This is a genomic window from Pseudomonas sp. AU11447, assembly GCF_001672555.2.
Taxonomy (GTDB): domain Bacteria; phylum Pseudomonadota; class Gammaproteobacteria; order Pseudomonadales; family Pseudomonadaceae; genus Pseudomonas; species Pseudomonas nitroreducens.
In genome coordinates this window covers 149,051-166,815 of the sequence record NZ_LZDG02000018.1, presented here as the reverse complement: position 1 = coordinate 166,815, position 17,765 = coordinate 149,051, and the positions used below count along the sequence as shown (strand labels likewise).

General features: G+C 65.8%; 13 protein-coding genes. All 13 read left to right on the top strand.

The genetic code is table 11. The annotated features are described in order from the left end of the window. Window positions 1–827 precede the first annotated feature (827 nt). Window positions 828–2,237 carry a hypothetical protein gene (locus A6723_RS04315; protein WP_065348184.1) on the top strand — a complete coding sequence of 470 codons (1,410 nt, stop codon included), beginning with the start codon at window positions 828–830 and terminating at the stop codon, window positions 2,235–2,237. A 58-nt stretch (window positions 2,238–2,295) separates the two neighbouring features. Next, the gene (locus A6723_RS04310) at window positions 2,296–3,390 is read left to right on the top strand and encodes a DegT/DnrJ/EryC1/StrS aminotransferase family protein (RefSeq protein ID WP_024762125.1); all 1,095 of its coding nucleotides are present in this window, start codon (window positions 2,296–2,298) and stop codon (window positions 3,388–3,390) included. 10 nt (window positions 3,391–3,400) lie between these two features. Then, window positions 3,401–4,921 (top strand): lipopolysaccharide biosynthesis protein, encoded by a 1,521-nt coding sequence (locus A6723_RS04305; RefSeq protein ID WP_054908152.1) that lies wholly within the window; start codon window positions 3,401–3,403, stop codon window positions 4,919–4,921. 2 nt (window positions 4,922–4,923) lie between these two features. After that, window positions 4,924–5,853, top strand: coding sequence for a glycosyltransferase (locus tag A6723_RS04300; protein WP_024762127.1), 930 nt, complete (start codon window positions 4,924–4,926; stop codon window positions 5,851–5,853). Window positions 5,854–5,884: 31 nt separating this feature from the next. After that, window positions 5,885–8,098 (top strand): polysaccharide biosynthesis tyrosine autokinase, encoded by a 2,214-nt coding sequence (locus tag A6723_RS04295; protein ID WP_054908149.1) that lies wholly within the window; start codon window positions 5,885–5,887, stop codon window positions 8,096–8,098. 27 nt (window positions 8,099–8,125) lie between these two features. Continuing rightward, window positions 8,126–8,875 carry a WbqC family protein gene (locus tag A6723_RS04290; RefSeq protein ID WP_024762129.1) on the top strand — a complete coding sequence of 250 codons (750 nt, stop codon included), beginning with the start codon at window positions 8,126–8,128 and terminating at the stop codon, window positions 8,873–8,875. Further along, window positions 8,872–9,399, top strand: coding sequence for a transcription/translation regulatory transformer protein RfaH (gene rfaH, locus A6723_RS04285; RefSeq protein WP_054908148.1), 528 nt, complete (start codon window positions 8,872–8,874; stop codon window positions 9,397–9,399). Before A6723_RS04290 ends, rfaH begins: the two co-directional genes overlap by 4 nt. A gap of 29 nt (window positions 9,400–9,428) precedes the next feature. Continuing rightward, window positions 9,429–10,427: a glycosyltransferase gene (locus A6723_RS04280; protein ID WP_054908147.1), complete on the top strand. Its 999-nt coding sequence runs from the start codon at window positions 9,429–9,431 to the stop codon at window positions 10,425–10,427. Beyond that, window positions 10,424–11,656: a glycosyltransferase family 4 protein gene (locus tag A6723_RS04275; protein WP_054908146.1), complete on the top strand. Its 1,233-nt coding sequence runs from the start codon at window positions 10,424–10,426 to the stop codon at window positions 11,654–11,656. The genes A6723_RS04280 and A6723_RS04275 overlap by 4 nt, the downstream gene beginning before the upstream one ends. Continuing rightward, window positions 11,625–14,240 carry a hypothetical protein gene (locus A6723_RS31085; protein ID WP_054908145.1) on the top strand — a complete coding sequence of 872 codons (2,616 nt, stop codon included), beginning with the start codon at window positions 11,625–11,627 and terminating at the stop codon, window positions 14,238–14,240. Before A6723_RS04275 ends, A6723_RS31085 begins: the two co-directional genes overlap by 32 nt. A gap of 20 nt (window positions 14,241–14,260) precedes the next feature. Next, a complete protein-coding gene (locus A6723_RS04265; RefSeq protein WP_054908144.1) occupies window positions 14,261–15,379 on the top strand; it encodes a glycosyltransferase family 1 protein in 1,119 nt (372 codons plus the stop codon). Further along, on the top strand, window positions 15,376–16,251 hold the full coding sequence (gene rfbA / locus A6723_RS04260) for a glucose-1-phosphate thymidylyltransferase RfbA (protein ID WP_054908143.1): 876 nt from the start codon (window positions 15,376–15,378) through the stop codon (window positions 16,249–16,251). Before A6723_RS04265 ends, rfbA begins: the two co-directional genes overlap by 4 nt. Before the next feature lie 108 nt (window positions 16,252–16,359). Next, window positions 16,360–17,760 carry an undecaprenyl-phosphate glucose phosphotransferase gene (locus A6723_RS04255; RefSeq protein WP_054908142.1) on the top strand — a complete coding sequence of 467 codons (1,401 nt, stop codon included), beginning with the start codon at window positions 16,360–16,362 and terminating at the stop codon, window positions 17,758–17,760. Window positions 17,761–17,765: the final 5 nt, after the last annotated feature.

Here is a 17,765-nt window from a genome sequence, read left to right as displayed (position 1 = left end):
TCCACATAGCAATATCGTGTGGTGTCCGGATGAGACACCTCAGGGAGTAGTCGCAAGAGCAGTAAGGTCAAGGAAGATTCTGCCCCCCTCTTCTTCCTGTCATTTTCCTATCGCTGCCTGACAACTTTCGCCAGCCTTCTTCGCTGCGGAAGCGCGATAGTTTTTTGCTGTTGTTTTTCCAGATTTTCGGAACAGGCCGAAGGGCGGTAGCTTTGCCCAGCGAAAACTAGCGGCCACTCCAGGGACGAACAGTTGATTGTCGTTGTTTGAATCGGGTCATTCGAACTCGGGCGGTAGCCTTGTCTTCGAATTTTGTGAAAGGCCCGGTACAGAGCTTCTCCTGGATTGGAGTCAGTGACGATGGCCGCTCGAAGAATGGATAACGACGGAACTTTGCGTTCCCTCGAAGCAGGTAGAAAGAACAGCCCGTTGCACTCGGAAAGTTTTTCTTTCACGGGGCTGCGAAAGTCTGGCGTCAAACTTTGCGGTACTCATGAGCAATATGCTTTCGCCCGCTTAGTTAATTTAGCGATGAGTTATGCCATGTATCCAGGGTGTAACGATGCTGAACTTTCGTCGAAACTTTCCCTGCATCCTTCAGTGCCTGTTTCATTGCCGAAACACTCACTTCCATTTATCCCCGAAGTTACCTCGCCGGCATCCGCCATCAATTCCGAAGACTCTCCCGCCGCCTTCTCGAAGAGGGTGCGCGTGCCTGCGGCTGCGCCGCGAGTGACGGAATTCCGGCGCGAGCGCTGCCACCCTGCCGGCCGACAGTGCCGGTATCACGAAAGCCGCGCGCCCCGTCGCGCTGGGAGTCAAGGCTGATGGCCGAGCAATCTCTTCGTTCCAACTATGCCTGTGTGGTCGGCGGCGCCGGCCCGGCAGGCATGGGGTTCCTCTTCAACGCCTACAAGACCGGCGCGCTGGCGAGCCTCGCCCGTGATGGCCTGCTGGTCGTGGACGCTGCACTGGCGGTCGGCCGTGGCCGCCTGGGGGACTATCACATCACCGCGAACTCGGTGGGCGATGTGTTCCTCGACTGCCTGCGCGATCCGGCGTTGTTGCCCATCTTCGCGCCGCTGGCGCATTCGCCGGCGTTTCGCGCGCTGCAGAACGACCCCCATGGTGCGCCGATGCTCACGCAGGTGGGCGAGCTGCTGGCCCATGCCTCGACCCTGTTCATGCGCTACGTCACCGAGCACCTGGGCGTCGAAGTGGCGCTGGGTACCCGCATCGAGAAGATCACCGCGCAGGACGACGGCAGCTTCCAGCTGGCGCTGCGCAGTGGCTCCCATGGTGTGCAGATCGGTGCCGGCACACTGGTGATGAACCTCGGCGGGCGGCAGAACCGCGAGTACCTGAACTGGAGCCTGGCCGAGCAGGACCTGCACCTGGCCCACGACGGCCCGACGGTTTACTCCTCCGACGCGCTGCTCAGCCTGAACCCTGCCGAGCTGGTGGAGCTGTTCGGCGACCGGGTCACCCCGGGCACCCGCTTTACCGTGGTCGGCGGTTCCCACAGTGCCTTCTCGATCCTCGACAACCTCGCCTGCGCGCTGGACTGCCTGGGGCTGGAGCAGATCACCCTACTGCACCGCGCGCCGATCCGCCTGTTCTTCGAGAGCGCCGAGGAAGCCCGCGCGGCTGGCTACGTGGTCGACGAGGGCATGGATGTCTGCCCGGTCTCCGGCCGGGTCAACCGTTCCGGCGGCCTGCGCTACCGCGCCCACCAGGTCGGCACCGACGTGCTGGGCAACGGGATCGTCAGCGGCACGCGGGTGAAGGTCGAGCTGCTGTGTCTGGAGGACCGCTCGCCCGCCGTGCGCGAGCGTCTGGCGCAGGTCTGCAGCGAAGACGGCGTGATCGTCCAGGCCATCGGTTACCAGCCCTGCCTGCCGGCGCTGCGCCGCGCCAACGGCGAGCCGTTGCAGGTGCGCGAGAGCAAGGGCGGGCTGGATTCGGACGCCGCCGGCTGCCTGCGTGACCTCAATGGCCGGCCCATCCCCGGCCTCTACAGCTTCGGCCTCGGCTCGGGCCTCGCGGCCAATCCGATGCTGGGCAGCGAGCGCTCCTTCGACAGCCGCATCTATGGCGTCTGGCAGTTCCACCACGACGCCAGCGGCCGGGTCATCGAGGCCCTGCAGGAGCACCTGGCCAGCCGCGCGACGCCTGCCGCGCAACCCATGGAAAGCGGCCTCGACGACGCACCTTTCGCGTTGTCGGCGCTGGGCTGAGCGGCGCGTACGCCAGCTGCGAGCTAACGGATTTTCCATCCAACAGAGGGATGCGACCGTGATCAATGTGACCAAGACCTACCTGGGCAACCTGGACAAGTTCAAGGCCTATGTGGAACAGATCTACGCCTCCGGCTGGATCACCAACCACGGCCCCTTCGTCACGGAGTTGGAAGAGCGCCTGCAGGATTACTTCGGTGTTCGCCATGTGATTCTCACCAACAACGGCACCATCGCCCTGCAGGTGGCCTACCGCGCCCTGGGCGTGACCGGCAGTGCCGTTACCACCCCCTTCAGCTTCGTTGCCACCAGCAGCACGCTGCAGTGGGAGAGCATCCGCCCGCGCTTCGCCGACATCGATGCGCGGACCTGGAACCTCGACCCTGCGCGCATCGAAGCCAGCCTTGCGCCGGATACCACCGCCATCGTCGCCACCCACGTGTTCGGTAATCCCTGTGCGGTGGAGGAGATTCAGGCGGTGGCCCAGCGCAACCGGTTGAAGGTGATCTACGACGGCGCCCACGCCTTCGGTTCGCGCTACCGCGACCGCTCGGTCCTGGCCTGGGGCGACGCGACCACCCTGAGCTTCCACGCTACCAAGCTGTTCCACACCATCGAGGGCGGCGCCATCGTCACCTCCGATGACGAGCTGGCGAAGCAGATCCGCCTGATGTGCAACTTCGGCATTGCCGGCGTCGACCAGATCGTCGGCCTGGGGATCAACGCCAAGCTCAACGAGTTCTCCGCGGCCATGGGCCTGTGCGTGCTCGACGAGATCGACGACATCCTCGCCCAGCGCGAGGAAATTGCCGCCCGTTACACCGCGTCGCTCAGTGGCTACTACGACCTGCAGGCCAGCGAGAGTTATGCTCGGCTGAACAACAGCTACTACCCCATCGGGCTGCGTGACGAAGCCCAGGTGCTGCGCGTGCGCACTGCGCTGAACGAGATCGGCGTCAACCCGCGGCGCTACTTCTACCCGTCGCTGGACACCCTCGATTACCTCGCCCCGCAGGTGCCGCAGGTGCAGTCCCGCGAACTGAGCCAGCGCATCCTCTGCCTGCCCCTGTACCCGGGCCTGCCGCAGGAAATCCAGCGCGCAGTGATCGAAGTGTTGCTGCTGGAAAGCGGCCGCGTCGCGGTCGCGGTGTAAGGGGACGATGATGCGCACCGCACGCTCGCTGTCGATGGTCCGCAACACCCTGCTCAACTATGCAGGGCAGGCGTACGCCATCGTCATCGGCATCCTGATCCAGCCGTTCTACCTCGGCCACCTGGGCGCCGAGGCCTACGGCCTGATCGGCTTCTTCGCGGTGTTGCAGACCTGGTTGCTGCTGCTCGATGTCGGCTTGTCGCCGGCGCTGGTGCGCCAGGTGGCCCACGGCCGTGGCGTCAACGGCGAAGGTCAGGATCAGGCGCGCCTGCTGCGTTCGTTCGAGCTGATCCTGCTGCCGCTGACGGCCGCCAGCACCCTGGCCGTGTTCGGCGGCAGCGGCTGGATCGCCGGGCAGTGGCTGAACGTGCAGCAGTTGTCGCCGGAACTGGTGGCGCAGTGCATCAGCCTGATGGGGCTGCTGGTCGCCCTGCGTCTGTACGCCACGCTTTACCGCAGTGCACTGCAGGGCCAGGAACTGCACGCCTACATCAATGGCGTGAACGTGTTCATCACCACCTTGCGTTACTTCGGCGGCCTGTTGCTGGTGGCGCACATCAGCCAGGACCCGCTGGTGTTCTTCCAGTTCCAGGTTGCGGTATCGCTGATCGAGGCGCTGCTGCTGGGTGGCAAGGCCTACCTGTGGATGGACGTGCGCCTGCTGACCCGCTTCTGCTGGGACACGGTGCGCCCGGTGCTGCCCTTCGCCCTGGGCATGTCGCTCACCTCCTGCCTGTGGATCGTCCTCACCCAGCTGGACAAGGTCCTGCTGTCGAACCTGCTGCCCCTGCAGCAGTACGGTTATTTCTCCCTGGTGGCGCTGATTTCCGGCGGCATTCTCAGCCTGGTCAACCCGCTGGCGCAGTCGCTGCTGCCGCGCATGACCATGCTGGTCGCCGAAGGGCGCCACGACGACATGCAGCAGCTCTATCTCAAGGCGAACCGCTTCGTCTGTGTGCTGCTGTTCCCGATGGTCGCGGTGATCGCCGCTCATGGTCATGACCTGGTCCTGGCCTGGAGCGGCGATGCCGTGGCCGCCAGTTGGTGCCGGCCGATCCTCGTCTGGTACGTGCTGGGCTCCGGCCTGCTGGCTGTTGCCAGCTTCCAGTTCTACCTGCAGTACGCCCATGGCCAGCTGCGCATGCACGTCTGGTACAGCGTCGTTTCCACCCTGGTGAGCGTGCCGCTGGTGATCGCCAGCGCCTACCTGTACGGCGTCGTTGGCGTGGCGCTGTGCTGGTTCGGCCTGCGCCTGGTGTCGTTCCTGATCTGGCCGCTGATCGTGCACCGCACCTTCGCTCCGGAACTGCACGGCACCTGGCTGCGCGACACCCTGCAGATCGCCGCGCTCAGCGCCGCCGGCCTGCTGCTCAGCGAGCCCTTCTACACGCTGCTGGCCCGCTCGGGTGAGCGCCTGTGGCTGCTGGCGGCGCTCGCCGCGTGCGGCCTGATCACCCTGTTCCTCGTTGGCGCGGGCTCTGCCCCGGCTCTGCTGCGCCTGTTCAAACCGTCCCACAAGCCGAGTGTCTAGACATGGATATCCGCTCCGAGCTGCAGATCCTCTCCAACTGGCCGGAAGACCCGAAGCCTCTCTTGAGCGTCGTTTGCCTGGCCTACAACCAGGTCAACTACATCGGCCGCACGCTGGACAGCTTCCTGGAGCAGGTCACCGACTTCCGCATCGAAGTCCTGGTCAATGATGACGCCTCCACCGACGGCACCAGCGAAGTGATCGCCGACTACGCGGCGCGCTATCCGCACATCATCAAGCCGATCTTCCACAAGGAAAACCAGTACTCCAAGGGCCTGTCCCACGGCCTGCCGGTGTTCCGCAAGGCGCGCGGCCGCTACATCGCCTACTGCGAGGGCGACGACTACTGGACCGACCCGCGCAAGTTGCAGATCCAGGTCGATTTCCTCGAGAAGAATCCCGACTACGTCATCACCTACCACGATGCCTACACCTTCAACGAGGACGGCGTGATCAAGCCGATGCAGCTCACCGGCAAGTTCCGCCGCGACGCCAGTCGCCTGGAGCTGCAGCAGGCGCGGGCGATCTCCACGCTGACCACGGTGTTCCGCAACGTGCTCACCGAAATGCCCGAGGAGCTGCTCACCACGCGCATGGTCGACCTCTGCTGGTGGTCGCTGCTGGGTGCCTACGGCAAGGGCCGCTTCATGGAGGAAATCCGTCCCGCCGCCTACCGCGTGCACAAGGGCGGGATCTTCTCCATGCAGGCCGACCGCGTGCAGCAGCACATGACCCTGCACACCTACTACTGCCTGTCGCGCTACTACCAGCGCCTGGGGAACCAGGAGCTCAACGAGTATTTCCTGATGCAGGTCTGCCGGATGTCCATGGCCGCCATTTCGCCCATGCGCAAGGTACAGGCGTTCCTGATGTTGATCGGCAACCACGGCGTCAACCTGCTCAAGCGGCTGAACCCGATTCAGGCGCGCTGAGCCGCGCTACCTCAATGGAGGATGGAAGTCCATGAGTGTCATGCCCCGCTCGTCCCTGGAAACGCTTCAGGACACCCGCATCGATGTCGCCGGCCTGCTGCGCCTGCTGTTCGATCACAAGAAGATGATCCTCGCCGTCACTGGCCTGTTCGCCGTACTCGGGCTCTTCTATGCAGTGGTCGCCACGCCCATCTATGTCTCCGGCGCGATGATCCAGATCGAGCAGAAGAAGAACGGCCTCAACGGCACGCCCGAGGTGATCAATCGCCCCGACTCGGTGTCGATCGCCTCCACCGAGATCGAGCTGCTGAAATCCCGCGCGGTGCTCGGCAAGGCGGTCGAACTGCTGAAGCTGGACATCGTCGCCAAGCCCAAGCGCATGCCGCTGATCGGTGACTACCTGGCGCGGCGCTACCAGCCGGAAGCCGGCCAGACCCTTGCTGCGCCCTGGCTAGGCATGGGCGCCTATGGTTGGGGCGGCGAGCAGATCAAGGTGTTCTCTCTCGACGTGCCGGAGGAATACCTGGGTGAGCCGCTGACCCTGGTGGCCGACGGCGGCGACGCCTATCACCTGCTCAACGCCGATGGCCAGCTGCTGCTGCGCGGCGAGCTGAAGAAACCGGTGCTGGAGAAAGGCTTCAGCATCGAGGTGGACGAACTGGTGGCACGCCCCGGTACCGAGTTCATCGTGGCGAAGAACCGTCTGCTGACCACCACCTTGAACTACCAGAAGCTGCTCAAGGTGGCCGAGGCGGGCAAGGACTCGGGGATCATCTACATGACCCTGGAAGACCCCAACCCGCTGCAGGCCGACCGCATCCTCGACAAGATCAGCCAGCTCTACGTGCTGCAGAACGTCGAACGCAGCTCCGCCGAAGCCTCCCAGCGCCTGCAGTTCCTGCGCTCGCAACTGCCGGTGGTACGCCTGGACCTGGAGAAGGCCGAGGCTGCCTATAACGCCTACCAGACCACCGCCAAGTCGGCCGACATCAGCGTCGAGACCCGCGGTGTGCTGGACCAGGTGGTGGGCATCGACAACCAGCTTTCCGAACTCAAGCTCAAGCGTGCCGAGTACGACCGCCTGTACACCCCGACCCACCCGCTGTACCAGGCGCTGAACAAGCAGATGAGCAGCCTGGAGGACCGCAAGGCCCAGCTGCAGAAACGCATCCAGAGCCTGCCGGCTACCCAGCAGGAACTGCTGCGCCTGTCCCGTGACATGCAGGTCACCCGGCAGACCTACACCAACCTGCTGAACAAGGCCCAGGAGCAGGACATCATCCGCGCCGGCACCATCGGCAACGTGCGGGTGATCGACACCGCCCAGGCCAACGTCGAGCAGCCGGCCAAGCCGATGCGCAAGGTCATCGTGCTGCTCGCCACCCTGCTCGGCTTCTGCGTCGCCCTGGGCATCCTGTTCCTGCGCCAGGCCTTCTACCGTGGCGTGGAGAACCCCGAGGCGATCGAACAGCTCGGCCTCTCGGTGCTCGCCGCGATTCCCTACTCGCGGCAGCAGGAGCGCCTGGAGAAGGAACGCAAGGGTGACATCCTCGGCCATACGCCCAAGCTGCTCGCCGCCTCCACCCCCGGCGACCTGGCCAACGAGGCCATCCGCAGCCTGCGCACCAACCTGCATTTCGCCCTGCTCGAAGCGCGCAACAACGTCGTGATGCTCACCAGCCCCGCGCCGGGCGCCGGCAAGTCGTTCGTCTCCAGCAACCTGGCGGCCATCGTCGCGCAATCGGGCCTGCGCACCCTGCTGATCGACGCTGACATGCGCAAGGGCTACCTGCACCGGGTGTTCGGCCTGACCCCGCGCCACGGCCTGTCCGACGCGCTGAGCGCGCACCGCCCGCTGAGCGAAGTGATCCTGCCCACCGAGGTGCCGGAGCTGGACTTCATCTCTTGCGGCTTCGCCGCACCGAACCCGTCCGAGCTGCTGATGCACGACAACTTCGCCCAGCTGCTGCGCGATGCCTCGTCGATGTACGACCTGGTGATAGTCGATACCCCGCCGGTGCTGGCGGTGACCGACGCCGCGCTGGTCGGCCGGCTGTGCGGTATCTGCCTGCTGGTGACCCGCTTCGGCCAGAGCCCGGCCAGCGAGATCGACACCGCGCGCCGCCGCCTGGGGCAGAGCGGCATCCACCTGCAGGGCGCGATCCTCAATGGCGTGAAGCGCAAGGCCTCCACCGCAGCCTACGACTACGGTGCCTACGCCTATCGCTACGACGCCAAGGACTGAAGCCGCAGGCAGGGAAGGAGTACCGACATGGTCCATATCGTCAGCCTGATGCAGCCGTACCTGTTCCCCTACCTGGGGTACTTCCAGCTGATCGCCGCGAGCAGTCTGTTCATTCTCGGCGACAGCCTGCAGTACACCCGGCGCGGCTGGATCAACCGCAATCGGGTGCTGGTCGGCGGCAAGATCTGGCAGTTCAGTTTTCCCCTGGAACAGGGCTCGCAGACCCAGGCGATCAACGAACGACGCCTGAGTGACGAGATGCGGCTGACCAACCAGCGCTTGCTGCACACGATCCGCCATGCCTACCACCGTGCGCCGTGCTACGAGCAGGTGATGCCGCTGCTGGAGGAAATCCTCGAACACCCCGAGCGCAACCTGTCGCACTTCGCCGAGCACTCGATCCGCCGCATCTGCCAGTACATGGAGATCGACACGCCGATGACGCGTGTCTCCGAGCTGGACCTGGCCGACGACATCGGCCGCGACCAGCGCCTGATCGAAGCGGTGAAGCAGACCGGTGGCGACGTCTACCTCAATCCCGAAGGTGGCCGCCACCTGTACTCGCCGGACGTGTTCAACGCCCACGGCCTGGAGTTGCAGTTCCTGCGCATGGAGCCGGTGAGCTACCCGCAGTTCAGCCCGGATTTCGTCCCCAGCCTGTCGATCATCGACGTGCTGATGTTCAACCCGCCAGACGAACTGCAGCGCCTGCTGGGCCGCTACACCGTGGAGCGACCTGCTCCGTCGTCCGACATCCTCGGGGAGTACGAGTCATGAATGCTGTGATTGGCGTGGACCTGGAAGCCGCGCAATACCGCTGGTACCTGATCCAGACCAAGCCGCACCAGGAACTGCGTGCCGAAGAGAACCTCGGGCGCCAGGGCTTCTCCTGCTACCGCCCGGTGGTGGGGCAGGGCGGCCGGGCGCAACCGCTGTTCCCCGGTTACCTGTTCATCCGCCTCGATCAGCAGCACGACAACTGGTTCCCGATCCGCTCGACTCGGGGCGTGGCGCGCCTCGTCAGCTTTGGCGCGCAGCCGCTGGCAGTGGCCGACGACCTGGTGGAAGGCATCCGCCAGCGCCTGGCCGCCATGCCGGAGCGCCGTGCCAGCGGCTTCCACGAAGGGCAGATGGTGCGCGTGAAGTGCGCAGGCGATTGCGAAGTGGACGCGATCTTCCTCAGCGACGACGGCACCGAGCGCGGGCTGATCCTGCTCAACCTGCTGCAACGCGAACAACGCATCCGGGTCCCGCTCAGCCAGCTCTCGGCAGCGAGCGGGAATGACGGCTGGCGCGCCTGATGGGCACGCCTGCAAGGAGGAGTGGCGAAATGAATGGATCGACCGTGCTGGTGACGCTGACCTATGGCGATCGCCTGGAGTATCTGGAAGAGCTGCTGGCCCGCGCCTTCCGCGAGAAGGACATCACCCGCGCCATCGTCGTCAGCAATGCCTCGGTGGCTGAGCTGGACCAGTTGTTCATGCTCTGGCCCAACCGCGTGCAGGTGATCGAGCTGGACAGCAACACCGGCTCGGCCAATGGCTATGCCGTGGGCATCGAGGCCGCGCTGAAGAGCGGCTGCGACTTCATCTGGCTGATGGATGACGACAACGCGCCGACGCCGGGCTCGTTCCCGCTGCTCAAGCAGCGCCTGATCGATTGCGCGCTGCGCCATGGCACCGACAACACGGCCGTGCTGGGCTTCCGCCCGACCCACCAGGCCGACGTCGCTTCCGGAGTGCCGACCCGTTTCATCACCCCGCCGCGCTCCAGCTACTTCGGCTTCCACGTTCGCCAGCTGCCCTACAAGCTCTGGCGCCGCACGCCCTGGGGCAAGCCGAAGCCGCGCCCGGCGCAGCCGCTGCTGGAGCTGCCGTTCGCCTACTACGGCGGCCTGCTCGGGCATGCCGACCTGTTCCGCCGCATCGGCCTGCCGCGCCGTGACCTGGTGCTGTACGCCGACGACACCGAATACACCTTCCGTATCGGCAACCTGGGTGGCCACCTCTACCTGGTGCCGGAGGCGAGCCTGGATGACCTGGAGAACTCCTGGAACATCAAGGCGCGCACCTCGAACATCTACGAGACCTACCTGCTGGGCAGCTCCGACCTGCGCGCCTACTACGCCGCGCGCAACCAGGCGTGGTTCGACAAGAACCTGTGGGTGACCTCGCCGCTGATGTACCGCTTCAACCGCTGGGTGTTCATCCGCCTGCTGCACTTCTTCGCCCGCCGCCACCAGCGCGAAAGCCGCCTGGCCCTGCTGCTGCAGGCGATCCGCGATGGCGAAGCCGGTGCGCTCGGCATGAACCGGGCCTACCCGCTATGAGACTGCTGCTGCTCAACACCCTCTACGCCCCGCACATCGGCGGCGGGGCGGAGGTCATGCTGCAGCACATGGCCGAGGGCCTGCGCGTACGCGGCCATGAGGTGCAGGTGCTCTGCACCGGACCGGACGCCGGCCTGCAACGCGAGACGGTGAACGGTGTGCCGGTGCTGCGAGCCGGCCTGCACAACCTTTACTGGCCCTTCGACGACAAGAGCCAAGGCGCCCTGAAACGCCTCGCCTGGCACGGGCTGGACCGCTACAACCGCGGCATGCGCAGTCTGCTGGCGAAGGTGCTCGAAGAGGTCGAGCCGGACGTGGTGATCTGCCACAACCTGTCGGGCTGGTCGATCTCCGCCTGGGATGCGATCCGTGCCGCCGGCCTGCCCATCGTGCAGGTCTTGCACGACCAGTACCTGACCTGCCCGCGCGGTGTGCGCTTCAACAAGGGCCGCCATTGCGAGCAGCAATGCGCACCCTGTGCGTTGTTGCGGCGCTCCCATGCTGCGGCTTCGAGCGATGTCGACGCGGTGGTCGGTGTCAGTCGCTACCAGCTCAATACACTGCTCGACGCCGGTTACTTCTCCGGCAGTCAGACCCACGTGGTCTACAACGGCTCGCCGATGGCAGAGGTGCCTGTGGCACCGCCGGCTTCCGGGCGCCGCCCGTTGCGCTTCGGCTTCATCGGTGCGCTGACGCCGAACAAGGGCGTGGAGTGGTTGATCGAGCAGTTCCAGGCGCGCGGCGACGATGCCTCGCTGCTGATCGCCGGACGCGGCGACGCGGCCTACGTGAACCAGCTGAAGTCCGCCGCCGACCCCCAGCGCGTGCACTTCGTCGGCTACCGCAAGGCCTCCGAGTTCTTTGCCGAGATCGACGTCGCCGTGGTCCCCAGTCTGTCGCCGGAGTCCTTCGGCCTGGTGGCGCTGGAGGCCTGCGCGCATCACCTGCCGGTAATCGCCTCGCGCATGGGCGGGCTGGTGGAAGTCGTCCAGGACGAGATCAACGGCCTGCTCTGCTCGCCCGAGCAACCCGACTCGCTCGGTGATGCCATCCAGCGCCTGGCCCGGGACCCGGCGCTGCGCCAGCGCCTCGCCTCGCGAGCCCATGAATACGTAGCGCCGATGCTCAGCCTGGAGCGGATGCTCGACGAGTACGAAACCATCCTGCGCCACACCCTGCTTACCCGCGGAGTCCAGCATGGAACTGCAATCCCCGTATCCACGCTTTGAGCTCGACCGTCGCGTGACCTTCGACCGCTCGTTGCTGGCGCTCGGGGTGCTGGTGGCGTTGCTGCTGGTGGAGACCTTCAACGGCGCGCTGCGCTTCTACACCGATCAGGCCGGGCTGTCGGCGATCGTCTACCTGCCCAAGGTGGCCTGCATCATCGCCGTGGCCTGGGAGCTGATCACCCGCCCGCAGCAGCGCGGGCTGTGGCTGTTGCTGATCCTCGCCGCGGCTTCGCTGCTGCTCGGGCGGCTGCATGGCGCCGAGTTCAAGAGCGGCTTCTTCGCTGTGTTCATCTACGCGCCGCTGTTGTTCGGCCTGCTCTGCGGCCCCTACCTGGAAATGCATCGCAAGGCGGTGGGCTGGATCATCGCCTTCTGCCTGGTCGCCTCCCTCATCGGCATCGCGCTGGACCTGCTGATCAATGTGCCGTGGAAGGGCTACACCTACTCCATGGGCGGCGTCGAGGTCAGCGCCAACCGCTCCTGGAGCGCCTACGGCCTGGATCGCATCGCCGGCTTCTCGCGGATGTCCTCCAGCCTGGCGATGATGCTGGCGGTGTTCAGCCTCTACCTGGGGTCGTTCCGCCTGCCCCTGCTGGCGCGTGGTCTGCTCTACGCGGTGGCGCTGGTGGGCATCGTGCTCACCACCAACAAGTCCTCCGCCGGCGCCTTCTTCCTCGCCCTCATGGTGATGAGCATTGCCCGCCAGCGCCTGCTGTTCCTGTTCGCCGCGCTGCTGGTGGTGCTCGGCGCGCTGCTGCTGCCGCTGTATGGCCTGTATGCGCAGGTCGACCCCTACCTGGCCAGCGCCACTGGCGACAACCTGATGGGGTCGATGGTGGATCGCCTGGTCAACACCTGGCCGAACCTGATCAAGGTGATGGACTACAACGGCTGGATCTACACCGGCGCCGGGCTGGGCATGACCGGCAGCGCCTACGCCGCCTTCCCGATCTTCGGTGTCGAGCAGCTGGCGGTGGCCGACAATTCGCTGCTCTACCTCTGGTGCCTGTTCGGCGTGGCCGGCGTCGCCCTCTACCTGCTCGGGGTGCCGATGCTGATGCGCCTGCAGCGCCAGCCCGGCCAGGAAGCCCGGGCGCTGCTGGGGATCGCCTATTGCATCCTGCTGATCGGCTGGACCAGCGACGTACTCGAATCGCCCATACCCAGCCTGTTCCTCGGCCTGGCCATCGGTCGCGCCCTGCGCTTGCCGGGCGAGGCCGCGCCGCAACCGGCGCCGCGCACCCTGCGCCTGCAGGGCGGCATGCTCAGCCTGCTGGCCTGCGCGCTGCTGATCGGTGGCCTGCTGCAATCGCCGCGCACCCTGGCCAACCAGGCGCCGGTGGAAAACCCCGGTGCAGCGGAATTCATCGTCGGCGCCAGCACCCACCAGAACATCCGCGCCGGCAACCGCGACGGCATCAATCGCCTGGGACGCGAGGCCGGCATCACCTCGTTCCGCGACGACGCCTACTGGTCCAGCGTCGAGCGCGAGCGCGGCAAGCTGGCCATCGATGCCGCGTGGCGCGCACAGCTGCGCAGCACGCGCAGCCTGGGTATCAGCACGCTGCTGATCCTGGGCAACGAGAACCAGTTCTACGGCAATGCCAAGCCGCGCGACGACGCCTCCCGCGAGGGCTACCTGCGCTACGTGCGCTACGTGGTCCGCAGCTTCAAGGGGCAGGTCGCCTTCTACGAAGTGTGGAACGAGTGGGACTCGGAAAACGCCACCGACAAGGACTTCAGCGACGATTACCTGACCCTGGTGCGCGCCGCCGCCAAGGTGATCCGCGAGGAAGACCCGCAGGCCAAGGTGCTCGCCGGCGCCGTCACCCTCAAGGGCATCCGCCAGGGCTTCGCCGAACGCATCGCCGGTGGTGGCGTGCTCGATGTGGCCGACGGCATCTCGCTGCACCCGTCGGTGTATTGCGAAGGCGAGATGTCCACGCCCGAGGCCTGGCTCAACTGGTTCCAGGGCGTCAACCAGAAGCTGGAAAACGCCGCCGGCAAGCCGGTGCCGCTGTACTTCACCGAATTCAGCTGGCCGGCCCATGAAGGCGATTGCGGCATCAGCCGCGAACGCCAGGCCGCGTACCTGGCCCGCGCCTATGTGCTGGTGCGCAGCCTGCCCAATGTGAAGGGCGCCTGGTGGTACGACCTGGTGGACGACGGCATCGACCGCACGGACATGGAACACAACTTCGGCCTGCTCACCGCCAGCGGCCAACCCAAGCCGGCCTACCACGCCATGGCCAGCGTCGCCGACATCATCGGCCGCTACCGCTTCGTCGGCCGCGTGCCCAACCAGGACCCGAACGTCTACCTGCTGCGCTTCGCCAAGGCCAGCGAGGAAATCCTGGTGGCCTGGACCCTGGGCCACGAACAGACCCTGAACATCACCAGCAAGCCCGGCAGCAGCGACACCCTCTGGCGCCTCGACGCCGTGGAGGGCATCGCCCGCCGCGAGGGCCGGCCGGTGCCCTGGCAATGCCCCGCAGGCGGCGGCGATTGCCAGGCCAGCATCCGCATCGACGAGTCGCCCACCCTGGTGCGCAGCGCGTCGGCCCCGCAACTGTCGCTGCGCTGACCCCTCGCGGAGAACCCTTGATGATCGTGATCAACGCGCGTTTCCTCACCCAGCAGTTGAGCGGTGTGCAGCGCTTCGCCGAGCAGATATCGCTGTCGTTGGCACGCCTGCGCAGCGACCTGCACTTCGTGGCGCCGCCGGGGGAAATCCTCCGCCCGGAGATCGCCCGCCAACTGAACGTCGAGCAGATCGGGCGCAACGGCGGGCACCTCTGGGAGCAGGTCGACCTGCCGCTATGGCTGGCGCGCCACGGTCGGCCGCTGCTGGTCTCGCTGTGCAGCACGGCGCCACTGGCGTACTCGCGGCAGGTGATGACGCACCACGACATCACCTACGTGCGCCACCCGGAAAGCTTTTCCTGGAAGTTCCGCGCCCTGTACCGCGTGATGATTCCCCTGCTGTTGCGCCGCTCGCTGGCGCAGGTCACGGTCAGCGAATTCTCCCGCCAGGAGATCGCCACGCACTACGGCGTCGACCCCAAGGGCATCCATGTGATCGCCAACGCGGTGTCCGCCGAGTTCTGTACCGGCCTAGAACCGACGACGCCCGAGCGCCCCTATGTACTGGCGGTGTCCTCGCCGGCCACGCACAAGAACTTCCAGCGGCTGATCGAAGCCTTCCGCCTGCTGGGTGAGCTGGACGTGGAGTTGCGCATCGTCGGCGCCGCCAACCGCAGCTTCGTCGACGCGCAGCTGCAGCAGAGCGGGCAGGGCGATCGCGTGCGCTGGCTGGGACGGCTGGACGACGACCAGCTGATCGAGCAGTACCGCCACGCGGCCGTCTTCGCCTTTCCGTCGCTGTATGAAGGTTTCGGCATTCCACCGCTGGAAGCGCAGGCCTGCGGCTGCCCGGTGGTGGCCGCCAGCAGCGCCTCGATTCCCGAAGTGCTGGGCAACTCGGTGCTGTATTTCGACCCCCTCGACCCGCCCGGCATCGCTGCCGCCCTGCGCCGCGTGCTGCTCGACCACCAGCTGCGCGCCGAACTGCGCCGGCTGGGGCAGGAGAATGTCCTGCGCTACTCCTGGGACATCTCCGCCCTGCGCCTGTCGAGCCTGATCGACACCTTTCTGATGGAGCGCTCGGGCTACCCGGCGCGCTTCGACGCCAAACAGATCGCCAAGCAAGGAGGCAGATCATGAAGGGCATCATCCTCGCCGGCGGCTCCGGCACCCGCCTGCACCCGATCACCCTGGGCGTGTCCAAGCAGCTGCTGCCGATCTACGACAAGCCGATGGTGTACTACCCGCTCTCGGTACTGATGCTCGCCGGCATCGACGACATCCTGCTGATCTGTACACCCACCGACCTGCCGAACTTCCGCGCCCTGCTGGGTGATGGCGAGCAGTTCGGCGTGCATCTGCAGTACGCCGTGCAGCCTTCGCCGGATGGCCTGGCCCAGGCCTTCCTGATCGGCGCCGAGTTCATCGGCGATGACTCGGTGTGCCTGGTGCTGGGCGACAACATCTTCTACGGCCAGGGCTTCACCGAAACCCTGCGTGAAGCGGCGGCGCGCACCCAGGGCGCCACCGTGTTCGGCTACCAGGTGGCGGACCCGGCGCGCTTCGGCGTGGTCGAGTTCGACGGCCAGGGGCGCGTGCTCTCCATCGAGGAGAAACCGCGCGTGCCGCGTTCGAACTACGCCGTCACCGGCCTGTACTTCTACGACAACCGCGTGGTGGAGATGGCCCGCCAGATCCGCCCTTCGGCCCGTGGCGAGCTGGAAATCACCGACATCAACAACCTCTACCTGGAGCGGGGCGAATTGCACGTGAGCCTGCTCGGTCGTGGGTTTGCCTGGCTGGACACCGGCACCCACGAATCGCTGATGGAAGCCGGCCATTTCGTGCAGACCATCGAGCAGCGTCAGGGGTTGAAGGTGGCCTGCCTGGAGGAAATCGCCTTCCAGCAGGGCTGGCTCAGCGAAACGCACCTGGCCCTGCAGGCCGAGCGGCTGAGCAAGACCGGCTATGGCCGCTACCTGCAGCAGCTGCTGCTGGACAAGCGACAGTGAATTCGCACCCGGCGAACCCGAGGCGGGTTCGCCGGCCCTGCGCCCGTTAACGGACTGCGATAACGAAGCAGCGGCACAAGGAGCGATGCCGGACATCGCGAGGTCATCATGCCCAACAAGACAAAAGGAATTCTGCGTGCTCACCAGTCACTGATTTCGCTGGCGCACCGCCTGAGCGACATCCTGGTGATCGTGCTCACCGGGGTGATACTGCTCAGCGCCGGCAATGGCGTACTGGACGCACAGATCTGGGTCTCGGTGCTGCTCTGCGTCATGCTGTTCCACTGGCTCGGCGAGCTGAACCAGCTCTACGGCTCCTGGCGCGGCGAGTCGCTGCTGCGCGAATCGTTGAGTGTCACCCTGTACTGGTCGCTGGCGTTCTTCGCCGTGCTGCTGCTGGACATCTCGCTGCGCCATGTGGTGTTGGAGGAGCCGCGCCGACTGGGGTGGTTCGCCGCCGCGTTGCTGATCATGTGCGGCTATCGCCTGGCAATCCGCATGTTGCTGCGCGTCGCCCGGCGCCATGGTTTCAACAGCCGCAACGTGGCCATCTACGGCACTGGCGAGGTTGGTGCGCGGCTCGCTGAAACCATCCTCAATGCCCCGTGGATGGGGCTGCGCCTGATCGGCTTCTACGACGACCGCCCGCAGCAGATGGAGCTGGGCGAGCGGGTGCCGGTAAAGGGGGATCGCCTGGCGCTGATCGAAGCCGCACGCTCCGGGCAGATCGACAAGGTCTACCTGACCCTGCCACTGTCCCGCGAGCCGCTGCTCAACGAGCTGATTCGCGAGCTGTCCGATACCACCGTGTCGGTGTACCTGATCCCCGACCTGTTCATGTTCGACCTGCTGCACGCGCGCAGCGAGAGCATCAACGGCCTGGCCACCATCAGCATCTTCGACACGCCCATGGACGGCCCCAACGCCGTGCTCAAGCGCATCGAGGACGTGGTGCTGGCCTCGCTGATCCTGCTGCTGATCGCCGTGCCCATGCTCTTCATCGCGGTGGCCGTGAAGCTCAGCTCGCGCGGCCCGGTGCTGTTCCGCCAGACCCGCTACGGCATGGATGGCCGGCCGATCCGCGTCTGGAAATTCCGCAGCATGACGGTGATGGAAGACGGCGCCGCCGTCACCCAGGCCTCGCGCAATGATTGCCGCATCACCCCGCTGGGCGCCTTCCTGCGGCGCACCTCGCTGGATGAGCTGCCACAATTCTTCAACGTCTTGCTCGGCGACATGTCCGTGGTCGGCCCGCGCCCCCACGCCGTGGCGCACAACGAGCAATACCGGCGTCAGGTCAGCCGCTACATGCTGCGTCACAAGGTCAAGCCGGGCATCACCGGCTGGGCCCAGGTGAACGGCTGGCGCGGCGAAACCGACACCCTGGAGAAGATGCAGAAACGCATCGAGTTCGATCTGGACTACATCGAGAACTGGTCCGTCTGGTGGGACCTGAAGATCGTCCTGCTGACCCTGTTCAAGGGTTTCGTACACCGCAACGCCTACTGAGTTTT

Excerpts from the sequence above, each read along its gene's own strand:
- A6723_RS04295 (WP_054908149.1), top strand. The coding sequence starts at position 5,885 with ATGAGTGTCATGCCCCGCTCGTCCCTGGAAACGCTTCAGGACACCCGC.
- rfaH (WP_054908148.1), top strand. The coding sequence starts at position 8,872 with ATGAATGCTGTGATTGGCGTGGACCTGGAAGCCGCGCAATACCGCTGG.
- A6723_RS04300 (WP_024762127.1), top strand. The coding sequence starts at position 4,924 with ATGGATATCCGCTCCGAGCTGCAGATCCTCTCCAACTGGCCGGAAGAC.
- A6723_RS04275 (WP_054908146.1), top strand. The coding sequence starts at position 10,424 with ATGAGACTGCTGCTGCTCAACACCCTCTACGCCCCGCACATCGGCGGC.
- A6723_RS04265 (WP_054908144.1), top strand. The coding sequence starts at position 14,261 with ATGATCGTGATCAACGCGCGTTTCCTCACCCAGCAGTTGAGCGGTGTG.
- A6723_RS31085 (WP_054908145.1), top strand. The coding sequence starts at position 11,625 with ATGGAACTGCAATCCCCGTATCCACGCTTTGAGCTCGACCGTCGCGTG.
- A6723_RS04255 (WP_054908142.1), top strand. The coding sequence starts at position 16,360 with ATGCCCAACAAGACAAAAGGAATTCTGCGTGCTCACCAGTCACTGATT.
- A6723_RS04290 (WP_024762129.1), top strand. The coding sequence starts at position 8,126 with ATGGTCCATATCGTCAGCCTGATGCAGCCGTACCTGTTCCCCTACCTG.
- A6723_RS04315 (WP_065348184.1), top strand. The coding sequence starts at position 828 with ATGGCCGAGCAATCTCTTCGTTCCAACTATGCCTGTGTGGTCGGCGGC.
- A6723_RS04305 (WP_054908152.1), top strand. The coding sequence starts at position 3,401 with ATGCGCACCGCACGCTCGCTGTCGATGGTCCGCAACACCCTGCTCAAC.
- A6723_RS04280 (WP_054908147.1), top strand. The coding sequence starts at position 9,429 with ATGAATGGATCGACCGTGCTGGTGACGCTGACCTATGGCGATCGCCTG.
- rfbA (WP_054908143.1), top strand. The coding sequence starts at position 15,376 with ATGAAGGGCATCATCCTCGCCGGCGGCTCCGGCACCCGCCTGCACCCG.